Source organism: Pseudofrankia coriaricola, from assembly GCF_001854805.1.
Classification (GTDB): Bacteria; Actinomycetota; Actinomycetes; order Frankiales; family Frankiaceae; genus Pseudofrankia.
In genome coordinates this window covers 43,581-66,688 of the sequence record NZ_MBLO01000253.1, presented here as the reverse complement: position 1 = coordinate 66,688, position 23,108 = coordinate 43,581, and the positions used below count along the sequence as shown (strand labels likewise).

The following is a 23,108-nucleotide window of genomic DNA, read 5'->3' as shown; positions in this document are numbered from 1 at the left end:
GCGGGGGAGCGTGAGCGTCGCTGGCTTGACCTGCTCGCGGCGTGCGCGGCGAGCCCCGGGCAGCACCAGACCGTCTTCGAGCTGCTGGGGGTCGACACCAACGGGTGGGCGCGGCAGCGGCTCGCCCCCGGCAGGCCTTACCAAGCGGCGCCGGACGACGCGCTCCCGTCGCCGCTGCCCGGCCCCGGAACCGAGGAGCATCTGCTGGCGGCGTTGCGGGAGGCCGTCGCGGACCCCACGATCGGCGCCTATGCGCTGGCGGCGTTGCGGTCGAGGGGAGGCCAGGGCGAGGTGGAGCCACCGCTTCGTGCTCGCGCGGTTCTGCTGCGTGATCGGCTTGTCAGCCTCCAGCTGGCCGCGTTCTGGTCGACACTGCTGGCCGACGAGATGCCGCCCGGCCCCGACGGGCCGCCCGAGGCCGACGGGCGGGCCGGCACGGGGGACGACCCGCTGGAGCGCGCGACGCTCGCAGCCTTCGACGAGGAGGCCGCGGGGTGGCCGGGCGGAGGCGCGGCGCTGGTGGGAATGCTGCGTGACGTTTCGGCCGGGCGGTCCGCGGTGCTGGTCGGCCTGGCGACTATTGCCAGGCATCGGCCGGACGCGGTCGCCCAGCCCGCCCGGCAGGCGGCCGAGCCGGCCTCGCGGCCCGCGGATGCTCCGGTGCGCCCAATGCCGTCGGTGGGCGGGCGTACTCCGTCCCGGCGGGACGTCGCCCGCCGGCGCGCGCGGGCCAACGGATCCGGGGGCAGGAAAGGCCGCGGCTGAGACGCCTGCCTTCTCGCTACTCACCTGGCTCCGGTTACTCGGCTCCGGCACCAACAGCACGGCCGGCGAGATCGTGGGCCTCATCGGCGCTAACGGGGCCGGCAAAGCGACGACCGTCGAGTGCGTCCAGTGCCTGCGCCGGCCAGATCCCGGATCTCCCGCCGGCTGTTGCGGCTGAGCCTCTCGAGGAGGGTAAGCCGCGGCATGGCCCGGCGATGTCTTGAGGCCGCCCGGCCCGTAAGCGGACAGGCTGGGATGTGACGGGGAGACGGGCCCCGGTCACTACGGACGATCCTCGTCCGCCAGGACGGCTCCTTGTCGGCTTGTACACCCCTCGGCGCGTCGCCGGCCATCCTTGATCATCATCTGGATCGGATCCTTGTTGGCTGTCGCGATAGTCCCTGAGCTGCCCGACCGCGAAGCATGGCGGGATCGTGGGCGGTTACGGCGAAAGGACCGGGCGAAGCGGTGGCCACCGCGCCGCGGTCGGCTACGGTGATGTCGTGGGACTGCACCTGAGCCAGATCGCCGAGGCGGACGAGCTGCTGACGAACGACCCATTGGCGCTGCTTATCGGCATGGTCCTGGATCAGCAGATCCCGCTGGAGCGGGCGTTCGCGGCGCCGTACGAGCTGACGCAGCGCCTCGGTCGTCCGCTGGACGTCGTGGAGTTTGCGGATTTCGACCCCGACGAGCTTGGCGCCGTGTTCGCGAAGCAGCCGGCGCTGCACCGCTTTCCGGGCTCGATGGCCAAGCGGGTGCAGGCGCTGTGCCGGCTGGTCGTGGACAGCTACGACGGTGATGCCGCGCGGGTCTGGAGCACCGCTGCCGACGGGCGCGAGCTGCTCGAGCGGATCTCGGCGCTGCCCGGCTTCGGTCCGCAGAAGGCGAAGATCTTCGTGGCGCTGCTGGGCAAGCAGTTCGGCGTCACCCCGCCCGGATGGCGGGAGGCCTGCGCCCCGTTCGGCGAGGAGGGCGCTTTCCGCTCGGTCGCCGACATCGTCAGCCCCGAGAGCCGCATCCAGGTCCGGGACTTCAAGAAGCAGATGAAGGCGGCCGCGAAGGCGACCACGCCCTGACCAGGACCGCCCGTGGGGCCGCGCTGCCGGCGTCTGGGGTGCGAAGGTCGCGGTGGTTCCGCCACCGCTCGTCCGCCACCGCTCGGCGGCGTCAGGGCGGCTCGGCGCCGGAGACCGTCCGTGCTGACCGCAGCAGCCGGAGCAGCGCGGCGCCTGCGAGGTAGGCGAGCAGGCCGCCGAGCGGCATGCCGACCCGGTAATGGGCCCTTGCGGGGGCGACGTTGTTGCTGATCAGCCCGGCGGCTGCACCGGCGAAGGCGGCCAAGGTGAGCACAAGACAGGGCACCGGGCTCGTGAGGGCGCGGGTCAGCCACGGCGGCAGCCTGCTGGCCGCCGCCTGGCGCGTGCCGCGCATCTCGATGCGGCCGAACACCGCCACCAGGCCAGCAAGGATCACCGCGAGCATGAGGAACCAGGGAAGCCGCCAGATCCACCAGGAAACGGTGCCCGCCGCGGGTGTCGGCAGCGCGCCCACAGCGTTCAGCAGGCCGACGAGCAACAGCACCGCGCACATGTGCCACAGAAAGATGGTGAGGATCACCATGTTTGTCCCGACCACGGCCTGCCAGGGCCGCTGGCGCAGCCAGCGCTGCGCCGGGCCGTGCAGCATCATCACTAGGCCCAGTTGGAAGGCGGTGCTGGCGAGCAGGGCCACCGTCGGCGGCGAGGCGTTGTGCGGTTCCCTCCCGGGGACGTCGACCATGCTGACGGGATAGGGCCCGGCCAGCGTCAACGCCATCACCGCGGCCAGGCCGCCGAACAGCAACGGCGCCCATACCCGCGGGCGGAAGGGCAGCCGGCCGTCCCTCCAGAAGAACCCGATCTGGTGAATCACCAGCCAGCCGTAAATGTAGCCGCCGTCAGCCATGTCACCGTGGCCGTGGAACCGGGCCACGTCCCCGAGCGTGACCAGGACGACCAGCACGACCACCACGCCCCAGCCGAACCGCCCGTGCAGCCAGTACATCAACGGGGTCAGCAGCACCACGGCGAGGTATGCGGACAGGAACCACAGCTGGATCGTGGCGAACCAGATGGCCAGCCGGGCCATTTCACGGTCGGCGCCCAGCGGCTGGGCGACCAACGCTACGGTGGCGAGCACGACCAGGAACGTAGTGGTAGGCCGTAGAAGGCGCGCCCCACGGTTCTGTAGCCAGGTGATCGCGTGGCCGCCACGGTCGCGGTGCGCGGCCAGCGACGCGGCGTTGGCGTACCCGCCGGCGATGAAGAACAGCGGCATGACCTGGACCAGCCAGGTAAACGGGTACATCCACGTCATCGACTCGAGCGCCGCGTGTCCGGCCAGCTGCCCCTGCTCGTTGTGGGTGATCACGCTGACTAGCCAATGGCCGAGGACGACCAGGACGATCGTCACGGCGCGGAGCAGGTCGACGTACCGCTCCCGTGACGGCGGCGTCTGTTCGGCCAGCTCGCGCAGAACCCGCACGTGGGGCAGTTTTCCACGGCGACCCGGCGGAGAGCATGACGGTTGGATGACCTGTTCACCGCCGACCTGATCAATGATCTTGCCGATTTCACTCCATCGTTCCGATACTGGGTGGGATCAGCAGATCCCGCTGGAGCGGGCGTTCGTCGCGCCGTACGAGCTGACCCGGCGGCTCGTACGGCCACTCGATGTCGAGGAGGTCGCCAGGGTAGCGGCCTACCGCGGAACCTGCCGGGATTGACTTTCGCTTAGTTTTCCGCGAGCAATGCCAGGATCCTTCGCCGAGCGTCGTTGCGGGCGCTCTCGTCGAAGGTGGGTGTTCCCGGCCAGAAGAACGCATGTTGCGCGCCGGGGTAGGTGACCATCTCGTGCGTGATGTTCGCCGCCTGTAGCGCACTGGCGATCTCGCCGCGCTCTTCTTCGTCGATCAGTTTGTCGCTCTCGCCGACCAGGTACAGCAGCTTGCCGGTAATGCCGGAGGCGAGGGTCAGCGTAGGCTCGGGCCTACTGAGCGGTATGTCGGTGCTGGTGAGCCAGCCGCCGTACAGCACGACCACCCGACTGACGGGTACCTGGGTGGCCGCGAGAAAGGCGAGGTGGCCGCCGGCGCTGAAGCCCACCATGGCGATCTCGTCCACGCCGTAACGCGTCTTCAGCAGGTCCGCACAGGCGCGTACGTCGTCGATTGCCTGGGCGCGTGTCATCTTGTGCAACAGGGAGAAACCCTCGTCGCGCCCACTGTCGTCGCGTGGTAGCCACCGGCCCGGTGCGGCGTCGCGGTGGTAGAACTCGGGGGCGATCGTGAGATAGCCGGCGTGTGCAATGTCGTCGACCACCGAAATGATGTCGGGATTCACGCCGAACAGTTCGTGGACAACGACGACACCGACTCTGGCCGCATCACCGTCCGGACGCGCCAGGTAGGCCGGCATGGTGGTGCGATCCGCGACTGGTATCTCAATTGTCTGGTGGACGAGTGCCATAGTCACCACTGTCGTCGCCGCTGACGATAGTAACCAGAGTCGGCGGTTCGTAGTACCGGCATGACTAGGCTGGTAGGCATGGAGTCCGACGGAGACCCGGTCGCCCTGGGCCAGCTCCTCCGGTCGCGGCGGGCCGGGCTCAGCCCGAGCGCGGTCGGGCTGCCGCCAGGGACGCGGCGTCGCACGCCGGGGTTGCGCCGTGAAGAGGTCGCGCTGCTGGCGAACCTGTCCACGACCTACTACACCTATCTGGAACAGGGCCGTCCGGTGCGCCCGTCCGAGCACGTGCTCGATGCGCTCGCCGCCGCGCTGCGGATGACCACGGCGGAGCGCCGGTACCTGGACGTACTGGCCTATGGTCGACACGACGGAGTCGGGCCTGCCGCGGAAGGCGGACGGGCTTCCGTGACACCAACCGAGTACCTCGCTCCGGGCGTTGTCGATCTTGTGCACCGGCTCGAGCCGTACCCGACCTACGTGAAGGGACGGCGCTGGGACGTCCTCGCTTCCAATCCTTCGGCACGGGAGCTGTTCACCGACTGGGAAGCTCGGCCGGTCGGCGACCGGAACCTGGTCCGATGGATGTTCACCAGCGACCGGGCAAGGCAGGTGTACCTCGACTGGGAGTTCGAGGCCCGCGCGATGCTTGGACGGTTCCGCCTGGCAGCGGCACGACACAAGGACGAGCCGAGCTTCGTCGCACTCGTAGCCGAACTCCGGCGCGACAGCGAGTTCGTGCGCCGATGGTGGCCGCGTCATGACGTCGCTTCGATCGGTAGCGGGGTGAAGAAACTTCGGCACCCGCTCCTCGGCCCGCGGACCTACTCGCACGTGGTGCTGCAGATCGCCGACAATCCCGACCAGACACTGGTCACCTACCGCGTCGAGAGCTAGCCGGTCAGGTTCGAGGCACGAGGGTCCGGCCGTGTCACCCCGCCTGGATGGCGTGAGGCGTGTGCACCGTTCGGGGATAAGGGCAGCTTCCGCTCGGTCGCTGACATCGTGGACGTCTCCACCCGGGACCAGGTCCGCGAGTACAAAAAGCAGATGAAGGCCGCTGCCAGGACCGGCGCTGCCTGACCCGTGGTTCTACCGTCCAACCATGAAGATCGTCTGCTCGAAGGGGGGCCGGCCAGAGGCTGTGCGCGAAGGATCACGGATGAGCATCCGACCGGGTCTCGACGCCGCTGCGCAGGACGTGCATCAGCCGGACGGCATCTGACGGGTCGGTGCTGGCCAGAGCGGTGGCGTTGGTGAGCGCCAGCAGATCGACGGCCGTGAGGTCGCGGCGCACGGCACCGGCTTCCTGCGCTGGCGCCAGCAGGGCCGCCATCGTCGAACGCATCATCGCGTGCCAGCGTTCCGCCAGCTCCCCGCGCCGCTCGTCGGGCTCATGCGAGATCGCGGCCAGGGCGAGGGGACGTCTGGTCGCGACGTGCACGACGAACAGGTCCAGCCAGGTGAACAGCGCCTCCTCGGGAGGAGATGTCTCGAGCAGGGCCGCACCCTGCCCGAGCACGGCGTCGACCTCTTCGGAGTAGACGGCGACGAGCAGGTCGCCCCTGCTCGGAAAGTTTCGATACAACGTGGCGTTGCCGACGCGGGCCCGGCGGGCGATCTCGTCCAGGGGCACGTCGGTGCCGCGCTCGTCGAACAGCGTTCTTGCGGCCGCCACCAGCAGGTCCATGTTGCGCGTCGCGTCCGACCGCGGCCGCCGCCCGGTTTCGCGCGTCCCCGATGCGCGCGGGGGCACGTCTCGCGTCACGGCGGCTCCTTGCTGACCGGGGAGGACCCCATTATGGTGAAACCATGAAGTGGGGAGCTCCCCATTTAGTCAGGCTGGGAGGGAGAGCCAACCGATGACGTTGACCGTCGAGGACCGGGTCGCCATCACGGACCTGATACACCAGTACGGGCATCTCGTTGACGCCGGAGAGCTGGACCGCCTGGGAGACCTGCTCACTCCGGACGTCACCCACGATCTCGCCGACTACGGCCATGGCACGGTGACCGGGGTGGAAGCCATCCGGTCTGTGGCACTCGCCGTCGGCGACGCCAACCCGGTCGGCCACCACATCACGAACCTGGTGCTTACCGAGCAGGCCGACGGCCAGGTGCGCGCCAGGTCGAAGGGCATCGGGATCATGGCCGACGGTGCATGCGGAAGTGTCGTCTACGACGATGTGATCGTCTTCGACGGCAACGGCTGGCGTATTCGCCATCGGAAGATCGTCGCGCGACGTGTGCCCCTCGGTGGCATGTTGGCGCGCTGACGCCGCGCGCAGGTCCGCCGGATCAGTCGTTACCCCGCTGACCTGACTCGCCGGTTCGTTGTTTGTCCGATTTGCTGGGATCAACAAATCCCTCTTGAGCAGGCGTTCGCTGCTCCCCATGAGCTGACCCGGCGTCCCGGGCAGCCGTTGGACATGGAGGAGCTGGCGAAGCACGACCCCGACGTGCTTGGCGCTGGGTCTTCGCCCGACCGCGAAGATCTATGGGAGCCCGTCAGCGCCGGGCGGTTCTTCCTGCCCTTACCGTCGGGCGCGGTTGAACCGGGGAGAAGTGATGGGGAAGGCGAAGTGACCGGCGAGGAAGGCCAGGCCGAGCCAGACGAGGTTGATGTCGTCCGAGTCGACTCCGAAGGCGGCGAGCAGGAAGCAGAGGGCGGCAACGAGAGCAAGCATGATCGATCGTTACCCGTCGATCGTCGGGTAAATCGCCTTCAAGGTCGACAAGTCGCGTCCAGGGCCGACGAATCATGGCGAACCGCGAGGTGCGGGTCTTGGCTGGGCGGCCGGTACGACGTCGGGCCTGCGGCCGCGGGCCGGCCAGGCGGCGGCGTCTGAGGCTTTCACCCGTCACTGGCGTGGTCGCGGCCCGCGCCGCCGACGGACATGCGCGTCCAGCGCGCGACGTTGCCAGGCCAGGCAGGCGTGCTCGGCCTAGGCTCGTCAGGTGACTCGGCCTAGGCTCGTCAGGTGATGAGGCGGGCGGTGGGCAAAGCGGTTTCGGCTGGTGTGGTGGCGGCAGGTCTGGTGCTGGCGAGCGCGGTGACGGTGGCCTGTCAGTCCCAGGGCGCTGCCCGCTCCACCGCGGCCCCGCGTTCCGCCGCCGATGGGGCGGGCGCCTCCTCCTCTCCGAGCGCCGCCGCCGTCCCGAGCGCGACGGCCAGCCCCGCCGGTGCGGCCGCCGCCGGTCCGCCGTACTGCGGCGCCAGTCAGTACGTCGAGGAGATCACCGTGCAGCGGTGGTCGAACGGCGACTTCCGGGTCTCGCTACGCCCGACCGGCGACGCACGGCACGCCAGCGACCGTAACGAGGCGACAACGGTGATGTGGCAGGCGATCCGCCGTTGCCTGACGCCGTCCGCCGGGTTCACGGGGCTCGACGGGCCGGTCAGCGACAGCCTCCAGGACCAGCTGCGCTGCCATGAGTACCTGGCCTTGGTCCCCGCGTCGGGCGGCCAGGGGTATGCGACCGGCGAGACGTTCGACGTCGAGAGCTGGCGGCCGAAGGCGGGCCAGTCACGCTGGTTCTCCACCAAGTGCGGCAACACTCTCGGAACGGACCCGTCCGGCACCTCCCGGACCTTCCGCCCTGACGGCGTCCAACCCCAGCAGACCGTCACCGGCGAGCACGAGTAGCGCGAAGGTTCGGCCCTGCTCCCGTCCGGTCCGCCTGATGGGGTCCTGACAGGGATGGAGTGTCGGTGGCCGGGAGCACGATAGAGGCATGTCTGTCAGCCATGGGATGACGCTCTTCGACACTGCGGTGGGTTCTTGCGGCATCGTCTGGGGCGACGACGGGATCGTCGGCATCGCGTTGCCGTCCGACCAGGGTGACGTGTCCGCCACCCGGGCTGACCTCGCGGCCGCCTATCCGGACGCTGTGGAAGGACCGGCGCCTGACGGGGTTCGGGCAGCGATCGACGGGATGGTCGCATTGCTCGCGGGCGAGCCGGTGGATCTCGGCGAGGTCCGGGTCGACCTGGGCGGAGTGCCGGACTTCTACCGCCGCGTCTATGAGGTGACGCGCGCGATCCCGCCCGGCTCGACGCTCACCTACGGTGAGGTCGCCGCGCGGCTGGGGATGCCGGGCGCCGTCCGGGCGGTCGGCCAGGCGCTGGGCCGCAACCCGGTCCCGATCGTCGTACCCTGTCACCGGGTCGTGGCCGCGGCCGGCGCGCTCGGCGGCTTCTCCGCCCCGGGCGGCCCGGCTACCAAGCGCCACATGCTCCAGATCGAAGGCGCCCTGCCCGCCCCGCCCCCGACCCTGTTCGACTGACCCTGTTCGACTAAGCCGAGCCAGTTCCGTGGGGTCGACATGAACCTGCGGCCGGACACTCGTCAGGCCAGGCCAGGCCAGGCCCGCGCCCGGCTGTCGGGTGGCGCCTCGCGACCTCCCTGAACGGCGTCGCGGAGGTCGTCGCCCGACTCGTCGTCGGGGGTCCGACATGGGTCCGCGCTGCTGCGTTGCCGCGGCTCACCCATTGGTTCGGGCCGCGTTCAGGGCTTGGCCCGCTGATGTCGGACGGGCCGGCCGGTGAGGGCTCGGGCGACGTTGGAGATGGTCTCGCGGATCGGCTGCCAGACGGTGCGGCGGACCCACCGTGACGGCCGGACGACCAGCACCCGTGACACGGTGCGTACCGCCCGCGCCGTGGGTATGACCAGCGTCCGCCAGCACCAGGCGATGGGGACGACGACCAGGACACGCAGTGCCCTCCCGGTCGCCCGCCCGGCCGGGACCGCCACCGTCCGCCAGCTCCAGACCAGCGGTACGGCCACGAACAGGCGCAGGACCACCTTGACTGCGCGGACCGCCCAGGCCAGCGTTGCCACCGTCGCCCGCCAGCCGGGCGCGAGCACCGCCAGAACCAGCCAGCGGCCGGGCCGGACGACCAGGTGCCAGGCCAACAGCACCAGCAGACGGCCGAGTGCGCGCAGGCCGGCGCGGATCGCGCGCCAGGCGCGGGCCAGCACCCACGCCATCGCGCGCAACGCCGGGGCGACCGCCACCCGGCTGAACCAGCGGATCGCGCGCCAGGCGCGAACCAGGACCCACGCCGTCGCGCGCAACGCGGGGGCAAGAGCGGCCCGAGTGAACCAGCGGACGGGACGGACCAGATGGCGGACGACTACGCAGATCGTCCGCCACAACGCCTGGAGCGCGTTCACGATCTCGATGACCAGTCTGCGCAGCCCGAACCAGATCAGCCGGAGAACTGGCAGGCAGGCATGCGTCCAGAGCCAGGCCAGCCCTCGTCCGACGGGACACAGCGCCCAGTCCCACAGCCCGGACAGCACGACCCACAGCGCCTTGAACAGGAACCGCAGCCCCGGGTACAGGAGCCATCCCCACGTCACCCGAACCAGCCCGCGCAGCACCAGCGCGACCAGCTCGTAGAGCATCCGTAACGGAAGGAAGACCGCGAACGCGACCGCGCGCGCGGGCCAGACGACGAGTAGCTGGATCGGCCAGGCCACCGATGCCTGCGCTGGCGTCGGCTCGTCCGGTGGGAGTTCACGCGGTGGGGACGGGTTTTCGAGCCCTGGCCCGGTCATCAGTCCCGTGACCCCTTCTCCCTCGACAGCTACCCACAGGTAAGCATCGGCAGCGCACCATTTGTCCGTTCGTGTCGGCCGTTAGACCGCCGCTCGGGCCCGGCATCGCCGAACGGCGCTGATCCTCGGCCCGGTTGCCCGGTTGCCCGGTTGCCCGGTTGCCGCACGACCGGCCTGGCGATCGCGGGTGGCGCCGACGGCGGAAACGTCACAGACGAGCAGGGCGGCTGGCGAGAGAATTAGTTGTATCCTGCTAACTATTAGACATCCACAACGATTTCGGTGATCTCGGGTGGTGACCAGCTCAAAGATCGGAGAGCCGATGACGACGGCACCCACGTCGGCGGCGGGGGCTGGTGGAGTGACGGCGGGTGAGCCGCTGAGCCGGAGCGGGCGCTACCTGGTACTGGCGATCTGCTGTTCGAGCCTGTTCATCGTCGGGATGGACACCACGATCCTCAACGTCGGCCTGCCGTCGCTGAAGCACGACCTGCATGCCCCCGACTCCGGCCTGCAGTGGACGATCGACGCCTACGGGCTCGTGATCGCGAGCCTGCTGCTGTTCTCCGGCTCGATGGGCGACCGTCTCGGTCGCAAGCGGGTGTTCCGGACCGGGCTGGCGCTGTTCTCTGCCGGGTCGCTGCTGTGCAGCCTCGCGCCCGGCCTCGGCTGGCTGATCGCCTTCCGGATGATCCAGGCGGTCGGCGGCTCGATGCTCAACCCGGTGGCGATGGCGATCATCACGAACACCTTCACCGACCGGCGGGAGCGGGCTCGCGCCATCGGCGTGTGGGGCGGCGTGATCGGCCTGTCCATGGCGTTGGGCCCGGTGCTCGGCGGACTGCTCGTCGACGGGGTCGGCTGGCGGGCGATCTTCTGGATCAACGTGCCGATCGGCCTCGCCGCGATGGTGCTCACCACCCGGTACGTGCCCGAGTCGAAGGCGCCCCGAGCCCGCCGGTTCGACCCGCTGGGCCAACTGCTCGTCGCCGTCACTCTCGGCACGCTCACGTACGCGATCATCGAGGCGCCGGCCGCCGGCTGGACGTCGGTGCAGACGATTGTCCTGTTCGTCATCGCCGCCAGCGCGCTCGTCGGGCTGATCGTCTGCGAGACGCGCCGCGACGAGGCGCTGCTCGACATGCGGTTCTTCCGCAGCGCGCCGTTCTCCGGTGCCACCGCCATCGCCGTCTGCGCGTTCGCGGCGATGGGTGGCTTCCTGTTCCTCAACACGCTCTACCTGCAGAACGTGCGTGGCTACTCGGCGCTGCATGCTGGCCTGCTGACCCTGCCGATGGCGGGGGTGACCGCGGTGTGCGCGCCGATCTCGGGCCGTCTCGTCGCCAGCTACGGACCGCGGCCGCCGTTGATCATCGCGGGGACGGCGCTGCCCGCCAGCGGCGTGGTGCTGTCGTTCATGGGCCCGCACACCAGCCTCGCGGTGCTTGTCTGTGCCTATGCGCTGTTCGGGCTGGGCTTCGGCATGGTGAACGCGCCGATCACCAACACGGCGGTGTCCGGAATGCCCGTCGCCCAGGCCGGCGTCGCCGCGGCGGTCGCCTCGACCAGCCGGCAGGTCGGCATGGCGCTGGGTGTCGCGATCTTCGGCTCCGTCGCGGCCAGCCACGTCGCCGGTCAGGACGGTCATGCCGCGATCGACCCGACCAGCGCGGCAGCCTGGTGGATCATGGTTGGCTGCGGCGTCGCCATCGGCGTCCTCGGCCTGCTGACCACTGGCCGTTGGGCCCGCGGCACCGCCGCCCGTACCGCCGCGCTGTTCGCCACCCAGCCGCGGCGCGAGGAACCGGACGTCGCCCTCGCCACCCGCCGCTAATCGCCAGCGCGAGGTTCCACCATGGCGGCGCGGCCTTTGGCTGTGTCTGTGGGTGCCTCCGGCCGCGCGTGGCTTCGCCATGGTCGCGCGGCCTTTGGCTGTGTCTGTTGGGTGCCTCCGGCCGCGCGTGGCTTCGCCATGGTCGCGCGGCCTTTGGCTGTGTCTGTTGGGTGCCTCCGGCCGCGCGTGGCTTCGCCATGGTCGCGCGGCCTTCGGCCGGGCGGCGGCGTCGCCGCGCGTCAGGCGCGGCTGAAGGCGCGGGCGCGGGCCCAGAAGTCGTCGAAGAGGGTGTAGGAGGAGGTGCGGGAGGCATCGGATCGGCGCGCGATCTCCTCGCGCAGTGCGGCGATGTCGACGCCCATCGCGGCGAGCTCCCGATCACGTCCGTTGGCCTGCCAGATGGCCGCCCAGGTCTCGAACACCGTCGGGGTGATCTCGGGGTGGAACTGCACCCCGAGGTGCGGGCCGAACCGGAACGCCTGCTCGGCGGCCGGCGTCCAGGCGAGTCGCCGCGCGCCCGGTGGCACAGTGAACGTGTCCCAGTGCGACTCCATCCAGGGGCCGGTCGGGATCGCGGTCTGGTCAGCGGTGGTGACCGGTAGCCAGCCCAGTTCGTGCCGCTCGGCCGGGCGTACGACACCGCCGAGCGCACGGGCGAGGATCTGCCCACCGAAGCAGATGCCGAGGATCGGGGTGCCGGCCCGAATCGCCGCGCGCAGGTAGGTCAGCTCGGCGGGCAGCCACGGGATCGTGTCGTCGTAGGCGGACTTGTCGGAGCCCATGACGACGATGAGGTCAAGCGCCGCGGGGTCGGGAAACGGCTGCTCGCCGGAGGTGATCACGCCGAACCGGATGCCGTGCTGCGTCATCCTGTCCGCGATCGTGCCGAGCTCACCGGCGGCCGCCACGCCGCTGACGTCGTGGACGACGATGATCGCCTTCGGGTCGCCGCTGCTGCCACCACCGTCTCCGTGGTCGCCGGCGCCGTGTCCGACCGAGCCCGGGCCGATCGCCGTCGTCGTCATGCTTCTTCGTCCGCCTCCCATCGTGGCAAGGCTTCGCCTTGCTCGCGTGGCCTTCGGCCGTTTCGACCGGCAGACCTCCGGCCGAGCAGGGCTTCGCCGTGCTCGTGTGGGCCTTGGCCATATCCGCCGGCGGGCCATTGGCTGGCGCGCGCAGGGGACGGGTGTTCCGGGGGGTGTCCGCGCGGCGGTCGTCGAGGGCCAGTACCGGCGACGTGCTCGCGGTGCTGCGACCAAGCCGTCACCGTGTCGGATCGTCCCCCCGCCGGGGCTCCGCGGCTAGGAAACGTGACGCCTCCGACTCCTTAAGACCCAGGTACCAGCCGATGACGTCCCAGCTGCGTCCGCGTGGCAGACAACGCTTTCGTCGGCCCGACACCGTGGCAGTTGGCCGGTGTTCGAGCGCCGTGCGCCCGCACGGGGCGTTACAGCGTGAGCAGCAGGATGGGCGTCGCGACGATGGCGGTCGCCGCGGCGTAGGCGGCGGCCGGCTGCCACCACGGGACGGCCGGCGGTTCCAGCAGCCGGACGATGCGCGCGATCACCGGTGACCGCGACGGCGGGTGGACGCTCCCGGCGCCCGCGAGCGTCGCGGCGTCGGGGGAGCGCTGCGCCGCGGGTGTGGCGGTCGCCGCGGCGGCAACGGCCGTGCCGGAGCCGGCCTGACGCGCGGCGCCGCGCCGGCTGGGGACCCCGGCGAAACCGCCGGGGGTGAGGTCCCCGGTGATCCCGAGGGTGCCGGCGGGAACGAGGGAACGGGTCACGCCGAGCTGGGCGAGCGCTCTGGCGAGCACCTTCCCGCTCGTGCGGCGGGCGGCGGCGTCGTCGGCGAGCATCTCGACGAGCAGCGAGACCGCCGCCGTCGCCTCCCAGGCCGGACGCAGGAAGGGGAAGGTCTGCTGCCAGGCGATGAACGGCTGGATGACCAGGTCGTGGCGCCCGGCGACGTGCGCGTCCTCGTGGGCGAGCACGGCCTGCAGCTCGCGCGGCGCCAGGGTGGTGAGCAGGCCGCGGGACACCACCACCCGGGCGTGCCGGACGCCGGGGACGCAGTAGGCGACCGCCACCGGGTGGTCGAGGATGCGCAGCCCCACGCGACCGCAGAGCTCGCACTGAGCCTGCTTGTCAACGCCCGCGCGGCCCGGCTCAGGGCGGGATGGCTGCGGGCGGACCACGGCGAGCGGAGTCCAGTCGTGGATCCTGCGGGAACGGCCGGCGCGGGCCTGGGCCGGGGCGCCGACGTGGCCGTGCGATCGCGCTCGGCAGGACGTCTGGGGGTGCTCCCGGCCGGTGAGGTCGACGAGGTGGCGGTGGCGATGGCGATGGCGCAGGGTGGCGTGGGTGGACGAGGCGAGTACGCCGAACAGGCGGCCAGCCAGCGCCGCGACGGCCATCAGGCCGACGATGCTGAGCCAGTCGAGCCCGGACAGCGGCCGGCCGGCCGCGATGTTACGTGCGTGGTTGGCGATCGCCCGGGGCGTCGAGCCGGACAGCGGCGCCACGGTGAAGGCGGCGGCCGCCAGCAGCGCAGACACCCCGCCGGCGAGCCCCACGGCCTGCCACAGCACGATCGCCGCTCTGGGGCAGCCGTGCGTCCAGCGGGCACCCGCGAGCAGCCGCGGCACCGGCCAGGCCAGCGCCACGGCGAACAGCGCGAGAGCGGCCGCCGTCGTCATGTCGACGCAAGGTTACCGCCGCCCGCCTTATCGGGCGACGATGACGAATCGAGTTCGTCTGTGCGGGTGTCGGTGATGATGCCGGTGGCGCTATCACCGAGCGTGGCGACGTCGAGGTATGACTCGTCGCCGGGGCCGGTCGGCGTGAGCACGTCGGTCTCGGCCGGCAGCGCGAGCGCGCGGCGCAGGATCTCCGCCTCCTCGGCCGACACCGCGCCGACGAAGCGGACCAGCGCGGAGCCACGGTCGTCGGCGTTGCCGAGCGCCTCGAGCATCGCCTCGGCGACGACCGCCTCGCGGGCGTCGGACGCCCGGTAGCGGTGCGCGCGGGCGGCCCGCTGGCGCCGCACGAAGCCCTTCTTCTCGAGCCGCTCGAGGACCGTGAGGACGGTCGTGTACGCGAGGTCCCGCTCGTGCTGCAGCCGCGCCGCGACCTCCCGCGCTGTCAGCCAGCCTTCGGAGTCCCACAACACATCCATGACCGAGCGTTCTAGGTCTCCCAGGCGCGCCATGATCCGAATTTTACGCCGTGTAGAAGGTCGTGCGCCGACTAACCGGGAAGCCGGCGCGGGCGTGACCTCGTTCCGGCGAGCAATGCACGCAACCCAGCCACGGCAAGTGACGGCGCATCAGCGCAGTACCAACCCAGCCACCTCGCCAGCCCGGACCAAGCCTTACCACTGCCATATGCCAGGGCCCGGAACCGCGTGGGGAGGGCGCTCAGCGCCCGACAGGCCGCGCCCGGCGGCGGGCGCGGAGCGTCCGCCGCGGGACGGCCTCAGGCGGGTGGGCTACGGTCCCGGAATGCGGCCAGGGATACGTCCTCGGGCGAGCGTCGGCACCGGACCGGAGCCAGTCCCCGGCTCACAGCCCGGCGCCGACGCCGAGAACACCGGGAGCGTCGGCCCCGTCTCGGGGATGCCCGTTCCCGCCGTTCCGCCCATCAGCACCACCGCCACGTCGGACACGCGGCCGGCCCCGGCGGCCCCCACGGTGCCGGTGACCCCGGCGGCCGGAACCGATGGCGAGGAGGCCCTCGGCCGGCGCGGGCTGGTGGTCGAGATCTGGCTGCTGCTCGGGGTGTCGCTCGGGATGTCGGGGCTGTTCGCCTTCATCCGCTACATCGGGGCGGTGACGAGCGGTCCGGTCCGCGGCCAGGTGGCGCTGCTCAACGGGTCCGCGGCGCCGGGCCGGCCGTGGCTGGACCTGGCGCTCCAGCTCGCCGGGCTGCTCAATGCCATCGTCCCGGCGTTCCTGGCCGTACATCTGCTCGGCCGCCATGGCGGCGGCGCCCGGGCGATCGGACTGGACCGCCGCCGCCCGGGGCGCGACCTCGCGTTCGGCGCGGCCCTCGCCGCCGCCGTCGGCGGCACCGGGCTGGGCTTCTACCTCCTGGCCTGGCACAGCGGGGCGAACCTGACCGTCGCACCCTCCGGGCTGCCGGACGTGTGGTGGCGGATCCCGGTGCTGCTCGGCTCCGCGTTGCAGAACGCGGTGACCGAGGAGGTCGTCGTCGCCGGATACCTGCTGGTCCGGCTCCGTGAGCTCGGCTGGGGTGACCGGCGGGCGCTCGCCGCGAGTGCCCTGCTGCGCGGCTCCTACCACCTTTACCAGGGCCTCGGTGGCTTCCTCGGCAACGTCGCGATGGGTGTGCTGTTCGGCCGGATCTTCCAACGACGCGGCCGGGTGGTGCCGCTGGTCGTGGCACACACGCTGATCGATTCGGTGGCGTTCGTCGGATATGTGTTGTTGGCTGGATCCGTCTCCTGGCTGCCAACTCCTGGATAACAATAGGAGAACAAACGGCAAACCGGGGTTGTTGCTACACGTGTGGCCGGGTGGCCAGGCGGCCGCCGGCCGCGGACGCGTGCTCGGCGGAGTCCGCTCGGCGGAGTCATGGCGCCGCCCGTGTGACGACGACCCCTGGACCCCCGCTCATCCGCCCATGTGGCCGAGGGCGCAGGGCATACGAGCGACCCGAGCGGGCGCTCCGAAAGGGGACGGCGTGGGCGGTCAGCTGGAGATCGAGCGGAAGTTCGCCGTAGGGGTGGACTTCGTGCTGCCCTCACTGGATACGGCGGGCCGCGGCGTCGGCGTGGCGGCGGTGACGAAGCCGGAGACGTTCACGCAGGAGGCCGTCTACTACGACTCGGAGGACCTGCGGCTCGCCCGGGCCAAGGTGACGTTGCGCCGCCGGGTCGGGGGCTCCGACGACGGCTGGCACCTGAAGCTGCCGGCCGGCGGCGGCGCGCGCGAGGAGATCCACCGTCCGCTGTCGGCCAGTGAGCCGGACGAGCGGGGCGTGGCGCACTGCGTGCCGCCGGCCGACCTGCTCGACATCGTGTTCCTGCAGCTGCGCGGCGCGCGGGTCAGCCCGGTCGCCCGGCTGGTCACCACCCGCGGTGCCACCCGGCTGCTGGACGCGGCCGGCGAGCCGTTGGCGGAGGTCGTCGACGACCGCGTCCGTGCCCAGACTCTGGGCGAGCGGGCGGTCCTGACACAGTGGCGCGAGATCGAGGTCGAGCTGCTCAACGGGGCCGCCACCGGGACGGGCACGGCCGCCGACGCCGATGCGCCCCTCGGGGGCGCCGCCGGGGCGCGGCTGCTCGACGACGTGGAGGCGGTCCTGCGCGCGGCTGGCGCGACCGACGCGCCGCACGGCTCCAAGCTCGCCCACCTGCTCAGTCTGGCCAACACCGCGCCGCCCGAGCCGGCCCCGAGCCCGTCGCCGGCGATACCGGCCGGCCGCCGCCGGCGAGCCGGCCTCGCCGCCGGCGAGGTGCTGCGCGTCTACCTGTCCGCGCAGGTGGAGGCGCTGCTCGCGGCCGACCCGCGGGTGCGGATGGACGAGCCGGACGCGGTGCACAAGATGCGGGTGGCCACTCGCCGGATGCGCAGCACGCTGCGCACGTTCGCGCCGCTGTTCCCTGCCGACCTGGTCGCCCATCTCGACCGCGAGCTCGGCGACCTCGCGCGGGCGCTGTCAGGCGCACGCGACAGCGAGGTGCAGCTCGAGTACTTCGACGGCCGGCTCGCGGCGCTGCCGCCCGACCTCGTCCGCGGACCGGTCGAGGAGAGCCTCGCCCGGCATCTCAAGGCCGGCATGTCACAGGGCAGGGCCGAGGCGCTCGCCGCGCTGCGCGACGAGCGCTACCTCGTCCTGCTGGTCGACCTCGGCGAGCTGGTGCGCGCGCCGCTGACCGGGCGAGCACGGCGCCCGGCGGCGACCGAGCTGCGCGAGCTGGTCCGCTCCGCCGACCGCAAGCTTGTCCGCAAGATCGCGAAGGCCGCGGCGACCCCGGCCGGCCATGACCGCGATGTGCTGCTGCACTCCGCACGCAAGCAGGCCAAGCGGCTGCGCTACGCCGGTGAGGCGCTCACGCCCGTCTTCGGCCCGGATGCCAGGACGCTGGCCAGGATCTCCGAGGAGGCGCAGGAACTGCTCGGCACCCACCAGGACGCCACGGTGGCCGCCGGGCTGCTGCGGTCCTGGGGGATCGAGGCACAGGAAGCCGGCGACCCGACGGCGTTCACCTACGGTCTGCTGCTCGGCCTGGAGGAGCTGCGGGCGCGCGTCGCCGAGCGCGACTTCTTCGACGCCTGGCCATCCCTCTCGGACAGCCGCCACCGCCACTGGCTGAAGGGGTAGCTTCTCCGCCGCCTCCCCGTCGCGGTCTTGTTGGGCTCTGGCCCGACGCCGGCTTCGGGTGGGGGCGGAAAGCGGCGAGTTCTGGCGCCCTGGGCGGGATGACGCCGAAATCGGGTCGCGGCCTGGTCGAGGGGCCGGGCAGGCTGTGGCCATGACCGGCGAACAGCGGAACCCCCAACAGCGGAGCCCCGAACCGGCCGCGGCCAGGAACTGGGCGGACATCACCCGGCTGATCCACCCGGACTGGCACGACGACCCGGTCGGCGAGCCGCTCAACCCGCCGATCTTCCAGACCAGCACCTACCGTCTGCCGGCGGACGAGCGGGCCGCCGAGGCCGCGAGCGCCGTCAGCCCCGCGCGGTTCTACACCCGTTACGGCTCGCCCAACGCCCGGGTCTGCGAGGAGATGCTGCGGGCGCTCGACGGCGCCGAGGCCGCGCTCCTCGTCGGCAGCGGGATGGCGGCGGTCAGCGCCGCGCTGCTGTCGAACGTCTCCCAGGGCGACCACGTCGTCGCCCAGACCCAGCACTACACCGGGTCGCTCACCCTGTTGACGGATGTGCTGCCGCGCTTCGGCATCGAGGTGACCCTGGTCGAGCAGTCGGACACGGCGGCGCTCACGGCCGCGGTCACCGACCGGACCAAGGTCGTCTACACCGAGACGCCGAGCAATCCGAGCCTCGTCCTCACCGATCTCGCCGCCGCGGCCCATGCGGCCCACGCCCACGGCGCATTGATGATCACGGACAACACGTTCGCGTCGCCCTTCAACACCCGCCCGATCGAGCTCGGGGCCGACCTCGTCGTCCAGTCGGCGACGAAGTACCTCGGAGGGCACAGCGACGTCACCGCGGGCGTGGTCACCGGGCGCGCCGACCTGATGGAGGCGGCCTGGCAGACCGCCCGGGTCTTCGGCCCGGTCTGCCATCCCTTCGAGGCCTGGCTGCTGGCCCGCGGCCTGCGTACCTTCCCGCTGCGGCTGGCGCGGCAGAACTCGTCCGCGCAGGCCGTCGCCGAGTTCCTCGCCGGCCATCCCGCCGTCGAGGCGGTGTACTACCCGGGGTTGGCTGATCACCCGCAGCACGAGCTCACTCGCCGGCAGATGACCGGGTTCGGCGGAATGCTCAGCTTCGTCGTGCGGGGTGGGTTCGACGCGGCCCAGAACGTGCTGCGCGGGGTCGGGCTGTTCGTCAACGCGGTCAGCCTCGGGGGCGTCGAGAGCCTGATCACGCACCCGGCGACGCTGGTGTTCTCCCACCAGACCGTTGAGGAGATCGCGGCGGCCGGTGTCGACCTCGGCCTTCTGCGGCTGTCCATCGGCCTGGAGGAGCCCGCGGATCTGATTGCCGATCTCGCTCAGGCACTGCCCGGCTAGCATTGGCCCCCGCCTGGCGGCCTGACGAAGTGCCACACGGTTGTGGAGATCAATGGCCCGGGCGCTCGCCCGGGACTATAGTAGGTGACTTATATCACCTACGGCCAGTGGCTGGTTTGTGTCCGGGCGTGTCGTTTCGTCATGCCGGCGCGTGGTCTCGACCGATTGGGACGGATGCGATATGGGCATCGGAGCGTGCGTGGGCGTCGGCTTGTTACCGGCGGATGAAGTGGACTTCCTGGCCCGGAGGGCTCCCGCACGCGCCCCTCGGCGTGTACCGTCGTGCTTGGCAGCAGTTCGGTGCGTGTCTCAACCGAGACGCTGCGGAACTGAACCGGTGATGAAATGTCTCGCCGGCGAATGGCCCGGGGTCCGCGCGGTGCGGGCCCTGACTGCACCAGCAAGGAGAACGGCACGTGGCTCAGGGCACGGTCAAGTGGTTCAACTCGGAAAAGGGCTTCGGCTTCATCTCTGTGGACGGCGGCGGCTCCGACGTCTTCGTCCACTACAGCGCCATCGACATGGACGGCTACAAGTCCCTTGAGGAGGGCCAGCGGGTCGAGTTCCAGGTGACCCAGGGTCAGAAGGGGCCGCAGGCCGACGCGGTCCACGCCATCTGAGCCACGCAGACCTCGACGGGCCACCCTGGTCGTTGCCCTCCGGGCAGCTTCCCCGGTGGCCCGCTCTGCATACTGCTCCAGGGGTGACCCCGGACCCCGATGTCGGGCTTGGCTCGATCTAGGGCTCAGTCCTCGACCACGATCAGCCCGTCTCCCCGGGGAGGCGGGCTGATCGCTTTGTGCGGTGGGCTTCGGCCCTTCCACCCGCCTGGCCGGTGGGCGGAAGGGCCGGTCGGAACTGCCCGCGGGGCAGGGCGCCAGACCGTCAACGGCGCATGGCGGCGATCGCTACCGAAGAGCGTTCTAGGGCATGCTGGTCCCAGTGGCCGGCGTGATTGTGCCGGCCACTGGATACCGCGAGCCCGAACGAGACCGGATGCTTCGCTGGATGTTTTCCGTTGCGCCCGACGCGCTCCGGTATTTGTATTCGCAACCGTTGTTCGGTAAACCGTCGTGCCGGGCGAACGGGGTTAGCGCAGGCCGCGGCCGACGAGGGTCTCCGCGATCTGCAGGGTGTTCAGAGCGGCTCCCTTGCGGAGGTTGTCGCCGCACACGAAAAGCGCCACCTCGTTCGGGTCGTCCGGCGACTGGCGGATTCGGCCCACCCAGGTGGGGTCGGTCCCGACGACGTCCGCCGGCATCGGGAACTCGCCGGCCGCCGGGTCGTCCACGACGGCGATCCCGGGCGCACCGACGAGCACGGCGCGAGCCTCGGCGGCGCCGACCGGGCGGGCGAACCGGGCATGCACCGCCACCGCGTGGGTGGTGATGACCGGAACCCGCACGCAGGTGGCCGAGACGCGTAGACCCGGCAGTCCGAGAATCTTGCGTGACTCGTTGCGGATCTTCATCTCCTCCGAGGACCAGCCGCCGTCCTTGAGCGAGCCGGCCCACGGGACCACGTTGAGCGCGAGCGGAGCCGGGAACGGCCCGAGGGCGTCCTCACCGAGGGCCTTGCGTACGTCGCCGGCGGCCTGGCCGAGGTCTCGGCGGCCACCGACGACGGCCAACTGGTCGTAGAGCGCGTCGATGCCGGCCTGGCCAGCGCCGCTGGCCGCCTGGTAGGACGTGGCGAACAGCGACTCGAGGCCGAACTCGCGGTGCAGCGCCCCGATCGCGACGATCATCGACAGCGTCGTGCAGTTCGGGTTGGCGATGATCCCGCGTGGCGTGTCGGCGAGCGCGTCGGCGTTGACCTCGGGGACGACCAGCGGCACGTCCGCGTCCATCCGGAACGCGCCGGAGTTGTCGACGGCGATCGCCCCGCGCTCGGCGGCGACCGGCGCCCACTGGGCGGAGATCTCGTCGGGCACATCGAACATCGCGATGTCGACACCGTCGAAGACCTCGGGCGCGAGTGCCTGGACGACCACGTCCTCGCCGCGTACCCGCAGCGTCCGCCCCGCCGAGCGGGCCGAGGCGATCAGGCGGATCTCACCCCAGATGTCCGGGCGCTCGTCCAGCAGCGACAGCATGACGGTGCCCACGGCTCCGGTCGCGCCGACGATGGCAAGGGTAGGGCGATGGGCGGTCTCGTCGGCCACGGCCGAAGTTCCTCTCGATAACCACCGTCACGGCGACGGTGTGGCGGTCGTCCGGAAGGGCGCTGGCGCGCCCGCCGGACGCTCCGCCTGTCGGGCGCGGAGCGCCCTCCCCGGCTGGTTCCGGGCTGACGCATGTGGCGGTGGCCCGGCTGGGTCTGGGTCGGGGAGGTGGCTGCGTTGGCCTACCGGCCGGTGCCGGCGTAGACGATGGCCTGGTTGTCGGGGTCACCGAGCTCGAAGGCGTCGTGGACGGCCTTGACGGCGCCCGGCAGGTCGGTGTCGCGGACGACGACCGAGATACGGATCTCGGAGGTCGAGATGATCTCGACGTTCACGCCCGAGTCCGCGAGCGCGCCGAAGAACCGGGCCGACACCCCTGGGTGCGACTTCATCCCCGCGCCGATCAGCGACAGCTTGCCGATGTGGTCGTCGTACAGGGTCTTCTCGAAGCCGATCTCGTCGCGAACCTTGTCCAGCGCGCCAAGGGCGGTGCGGCCGTCGGTCTTCGGCAGCGTGAACGAGATGTCCGTCCGGCCGGAGCCGGCGACCGACCCGACCTGGACGATCATGTCGAGGTTGACGTCCGAGTCCGCGACCGCGCGGAACACGGCCGCCGCGACCCCGGGCTTGTCCGGGCAGCCGACGACCGTGACCTTCGCCTCGCTGTTGTCGTGCGCGACGCCGCGGATGATGGCCTGTTCCACGAGTTCAGCCTCCGGAATGTCGGTGACCCAGGTACCCGGCTTCGTCGAGAACGACGAGCGGACATGCACGGGGACGCTGTAGCGGCGGGCATATTCCACGCAGCGCAGCATGAGGACCTTGGCGCCGCTGGCGGCGAGCTCGAGCATCTCCTCGTAGGAGACCGTGTCGATCTTCCGCGCGTTCGGCACGATCCGTGGGTCGGCGGTGAAGACGCCGTCCACGTCGGTATAGATCTCGCAGACGTCGGCGTGCAGCGCGGCGGCCAGCGCGACCGCGGTGGTGTCCGAGCCGCCGCGGCCGAGCGTCGTGATGTCCTTGGTGTCCTGGCTGACGCCCTGGAAACCGGCGACGATCGCGATCGCGCCCTCGTCGAGGGCGGTGCGGATCCGGCCGGGCGTGACGTCGATGATCCGCGCCTTGCCGTGCGTGCCCGTCGTGATCACTCCGGCCTGCGAGCCGGTGAACGAGCGGGCCTCGGCGCCGAGGTTCGAGATCGCCATCGCCAGTAGCGCCATCGAGATGCGCTCACCCGACGTCAGCAGCATGTCCAGCTCGCGGGGCGGCGGCAGCGGGGACACCTGCTCGGCGAGCTCCAGCAGCTCGTCGGTCGTGTCACCCATCGCGCTCACGACGACGCACACGTCGTTACCCGCGCGGCGCTGCTCGACGATCCGCTCGGCCACCCTTTTGATCTTGTCCGCATCCGCTACGGAGGAGCCGCCGAACTTCGCCACGACCAACGCCATGCCCCTCAGGCTACAGAGTGCCGCCGCCGTTCCCGACCCGATTTTCGCCCACCGTCACCGGCCCGCCAGCCCCGGAATGGTCTCGGCGGCCCCATGGCG

General features: G+C 71.2%; 21 protein-coding genes and 1 pseudogene. 12 read left to right on the top strand and 10 right to left on the bottom strand.

Annotation, left to right across the window (positions count from 1 at the left end; genetic code table 11):
* Together BCD48_RS51720 and BCD48_RS36625 are read left to right on the top strand one after the other, a co-directional pair.
* The coding region (locus tag BCD48_RS51720; RefSeq protein WP_198543544.1) for a hypothetical protein at window positions 1–765 on the top strand (765 nt) is incomplete at its 5' end.
* A 503-nt stretch (window positions 766–1,268) separates the two neighbouring features.
* Window positions 1,269–1,844, top strand: coding sequence for an HhH-GPD-type base excision DNA repair protein (locus BCD48_RS36625; RefSeq protein ID WP_071052993.1), 576 nt, complete (start codon window positions 1,269–1,271; stop codon window positions 1,842–1,844).
* A gap of 91 nt (window positions 1,845–1,935) precedes the next feature.
* Here the strand turns inward: BCD48_RS36625 and BCD48_RS36620 are convergent, their stop codons facing one another.
* A complete protein-coding gene (locus BCD48_RS36620; RefSeq protein ID WP_071052980.1) occupies window positions 1,936–3,291 on the bottom strand; it encodes an acyltransferase family protein in 1,356 nt (451 codons plus the stop codon).
* Between the two features lie 115 nt (window positions 3,292–3,406).
* Between BCD48_RS36620 and BCD48_RS54440 the strand changes: the two are divergent.
* Window positions 3,407–3,496: pseudogene (locus BCD48_RS54440) on the top strand (HhH-GPD-type base excision DNA repair protein); the annotation flags it as partial.
* A gap of 43 nt (window positions 3,497–3,539) precedes the next feature.
* On the opposite strand, the gene BCD48_RS36615 reads toward BCD48_RS54440, so the two are convergent.
* The gene (locus BCD48_RS36615; protein WP_241842275.1) at window positions 3,540–4,223 is read right to left on the bottom strand and encodes a dienelactone hydrolase family protein; all 684 of its coding nucleotides are present in this window, start codon (window positions 4,221–4,223) and stop codon (window positions 3,540–3,542) included.
* A gap of 129 nt (window positions 4,224–4,352) precedes the next feature.
* Here BCD48_RS36615 and BCD48_RS36610 point away from each other — a divergent pair, with 129 nt between their 5' ends.
* Window positions 4,353–5,168 (top strand): helix-turn-helix transcriptional regulator, encoded by an 816-nt coding sequence (locus BCD48_RS36610; RefSeq protein WP_071052978.1) that lies wholly within the window; start codon window positions 4,353–4,355, stop codon window positions 5,166–5,168.
* Window positions 5,169–5,427: 259 nt separating this feature from the next.
* Here the strand turns inward: BCD48_RS36610 and BCD48_RS36605 are convergent, their stop codons facing one another.
* Window positions 5,428–6,039, bottom strand: a complete 612-nt coding sequence (locus tag BCD48_RS36605; protein ID WP_071052977.1) for a TetR/AcrR family transcriptional regulator — start codon at window positions 6,037–6,039, stop codon at window positions 5,428–5,430.
* Between the two features lie 94 nt (window positions 6,040–6,133).
* On the opposite strand from BCD48_RS36605, the gene BCD48_RS36600 reads away from it, so the two are divergent.
* The gene (locus BCD48_RS36600; RefSeq protein WP_071052976.1) at window positions 6,134–6,547 is read left to right on the top strand and encodes a nuclear transport factor 2 family protein; all 414 of its coding nucleotides are present in this window, start codon (window positions 6,134–6,136) and stop codon (window positions 6,545–6,547) included.
* A 258-nt stretch (window positions 6,548–6,805) separates the two neighbouring features.
* Here the strand turns inward: BCD48_RS36600 and BCD48_RS52670 are convergent, their stop codons facing one another.
* Entirely contained in the window at window positions 6,806–6,958 is a 153-nt protein-coding gene (locus tag BCD48_RS52670) for a hypothetical protein (protein ID WP_198543543.1), read from the bottom strand.
* A 309-nt stretch (window positions 6,959–7,267) separates the two neighbouring features.
* Between BCD48_RS52670 and BCD48_RS36595 the strand changes: the two genes are divergently transcribed.
* Together BCD48_RS36595 and BCD48_RS36590 are read left to right on the top strand one after the other, a co-directional pair.
* Entirely contained in the window at window positions 7,268–7,918 is a 651-nt protein-coding gene (locus tag BCD48_RS36595) for a DUF2599 domain-containing protein (RefSeq protein WP_083419748.1), read from the top strand.
* Between the two features lie 88 nt (window positions 7,919–8,006).
* Window positions 8,007–8,558 (top strand): methylated-DNA--[protein]-cysteine S-methyltransferase, encoded by a 552-nt coding sequence (locus tag BCD48_RS36590; RefSeq protein WP_071052974.1) that lies wholly within the window; start codon window positions 8,007–8,009, stop codon window positions 8,556–8,558.
* Between the two features lie 221 nt (window positions 8,559–8,779).
* On the opposite strand, the gene BCD48_RS36585 is transcribed toward BCD48_RS36590, so the two are convergent.
* Window positions 8,780–9,838 carry a hypothetical protein gene (locus BCD48_RS36585; protein WP_131804172.1) on the bottom strand — a complete coding sequence of 353 codons (1,059 nt, stop codon included), beginning with the start codon at window positions 9,836–9,838 and terminating at the stop codon, window positions 8,780–8,782.
* A gap of 322 nt (window positions 9,839–10,160) precedes the next feature.
* On the opposite strand from BCD48_RS36585, the gene BCD48_RS36580 reads away from it, so the two are divergent.
* On the top strand, window positions 10,161–11,672 hold the full coding sequence (locus tag BCD48_RS36580; protein WP_083419754.1) for an MFS transporter: 1,512 nt from the start codon (window positions 10,161–10,163) through the stop codon (window positions 11,670–11,672).
* A 239-nt stretch (window positions 11,673–11,911) separates the two neighbouring features.
* Here the strand turns inward: BCD48_RS36580 and BCD48_RS36575 are convergent, their stop codons facing one another.
* The 3 genes from BCD48_RS36575 to BCD48_RS36565 form a co-directional block, all read right to left on the bottom strand.
* Window positions 11,912–12,697 (bottom strand): type 1 glutamine amidotransferase, encoded by a 786-nt coding sequence (locus tag BCD48_RS36575; RefSeq protein WP_083419747.1) that lies wholly within the window; start codon window positions 12,695–12,697, stop codon window positions 11,912–11,914.
* A 422-nt stretch (window positions 12,698–13,119) separates the two neighbouring features.
* A complete protein-coding gene (locus BCD48_RS36570; RefSeq protein ID WP_071052972.1) occupies window positions 13,120–14,370 on the bottom strand; it encodes a M56 family metallopeptidase in 1,251 nt (416 codons plus the stop codon).
* The gene (locus BCD48_RS36565; RefSeq protein WP_071052971.1) at window positions 14,367–14,882 is read right to left on the bottom strand and encodes a BlaI/MecI/CopY family transcriptional regulator; all 516 of its coding nucleotides are present in this window, start codon (window positions 14,880–14,882) and stop codon (window positions 14,367–14,369) included. Before BCD48_RS36565 ends, BCD48_RS36570 begins: the two co-directional genes overlap by 4 nt.
* A gap of 406 nt (window positions 14,883–15,288) precedes the next feature.
* On the opposite strand from BCD48_RS36565, the gene BCD48_RS36560 reads away from it, so the two are divergent.
* The 4 genes from BCD48_RS36560 to BCD48_RS36545 all read left to right on the top strand — a co-directional run bounded on the left by BCD48_RS36560 (window position 15,289) and on the right by BCD48_RS36545 (window position 20,014).
* A complete protein-coding gene (locus tag BCD48_RS36560) occupies window positions 15,289–16,158 on the top strand; it encodes a type II CAAX endopeptidase family protein (RefSeq protein WP_083419746.1) in 870 nt (289 codons plus the stop codon).
* A 217-nt stretch (window positions 16,159–16,375) separates the two neighbouring features.
* The gene (locus BCD48_RS36555) at window positions 16,376–18,019 is read left to right on the top strand and encodes a CYTH and CHAD domain-containing protein (RefSeq protein ID WP_071052970.1); all 1,644 of its coding nucleotides are present in this window, start codon (window positions 16,376–16,378) and stop codon (window positions 18,017–18,019) included.
* Between the two features lie 151 nt (window positions 18,020–18,170).
* Window positions 18,171–19,394, top strand: coding sequence for a trans-sulfuration enzyme family protein (locus BCD48_RS36550; protein WP_083419745.1), 1,224 nt, complete (start codon window positions 18,171–18,173; stop codon window positions 19,392–19,394).
* A 416-nt stretch (window positions 19,395–19,810) separates the two neighbouring features.
* The gene (locus BCD48_RS36545) at window positions 19,811–20,014 is read left to right on the top strand and encodes a cold-shock protein (protein WP_007513152.1); all 204 of its coding nucleotides are present in this window, start codon (window positions 19,811–19,813) and stop codon (window positions 20,012–20,014) included.
* Between the two features lie 470 nt (window positions 20,015–20,484).
* Here the strand turns inward: BCD48_RS36545 and BCD48_RS36540 are convergent, their stop codons facing one another.
* Window positions 20,485–21,558, bottom strand: coding sequence for an aspartate-semialdehyde dehydrogenase (locus tag BCD48_RS36540; RefSeq protein WP_083419744.1), 1,074 nt, complete (start codon window positions 21,556–21,558; stop codon window positions 20,485–20,487).
* A 182-nt stretch (window positions 21,559–21,740) separates the two neighbouring features.
* Window positions 21,741–23,009 (bottom strand): aspartate kinase, encoded by a 1,269-nt coding sequence (locus BCD48_RS36535; RefSeq protein ID WP_071052969.1) that lies wholly within the window; start codon window positions 23,007–23,009, stop codon window positions 21,741–21,743.
* Between the last annotated feature and the right edge of the window lie 99 nt (window positions 23,010–23,108).

Bases quoted from the DNA above. Each gene is read 5' to 3' on its own strand.
- BCD48_RS36580 (WP_083419754.1), top strand. From the start codon at position 10,161: ATGACGACGGCACCCACGTCGGCGGCGGGGGCTGGTGGAGTGACGGCG.
- BCD48_RS36565 (WP_071052971.1), bottom strand. From the start codon at position 14,882: ATGGCGCGCCTGGGAGACCTAGAACGCTCGGTCATGGATGTGTTGTGG.
- BCD48_RS36585 (WP_131804172.1), bottom strand. From the start codon at position 9,838: ATGACCGGGCCAGGGCTCGAAAACCCGTCCCCACCGCGTGAACTCCCA.
- BCD48_RS36550 (WP_083419745.1), top strand. From the start codon at position 18,171: ATGACCGGCGAACAGCGGAACCCCCAACAGCGGAGCCCCGAACCGGCC.
- BCD48_RS36600 (WP_071052976.1), top strand. From the start codon at position 6,134: ATGACGTTGACCGTCGAGGACCGGGTCGCCATCACGGACCTGATACAC.
- BCD48_RS36570 (WP_071052972.1), bottom strand. From the start codon at position 14,370: ATGACGACGGCGGCCGCTCTCGCGCTGTTCGCCGTGGCGCTGGCCTGG.
- BCD48_RS36615 (WP_241842275.1), bottom strand. From the start codon at position 4,223: ATGCCGGCCTACCTGGCGCGTCCGGACGGTGATGCGGCCAGAGTCGGT.
- BCD48_RS36560 (WP_083419746.1), top strand. From the start codon at position 15,289: ATGCCCGTTCCCGCCGTTCCGCCCATCAGCACCACCGCCACGTCGGAC.
- BCD48_RS36575 (WP_083419747.1), bottom strand. From the start codon at position 12,697: ATGACGACGACGGCGATCGGCCCGGGCTCGGTCGGACACGGCGCCGGC.
- BCD48_RS36610 (WP_071052978.1), top strand. From the start codon at position 4,353: ATGGAGTCCGACGGAGACCCGGTCGCCCTGGGCCAGCTCCTCCGGTCG.
- BCD48_RS36590 (WP_071052974.1), top strand. From the start codon at position 8,007: ATGTCTGTCAGCCATGGGATGACGCTCTTCGACACTGCGGTGGGTTCT.
- BCD48_RS52670 (WP_198543543.1), bottom strand. From the start codon at position 6,958: ATGCTTGCTCTCGTTGCCGCCCTCTGCTTCCTGCTCGCCGCCTTCGGA.
- BCD48_RS36535 (WP_071052969.1), bottom strand. From the start codon at position 23,009: ATGGCGTTGGTCGTGGCGAAGTTCGGCGGCTCCTCCGTAGCGGATGCG.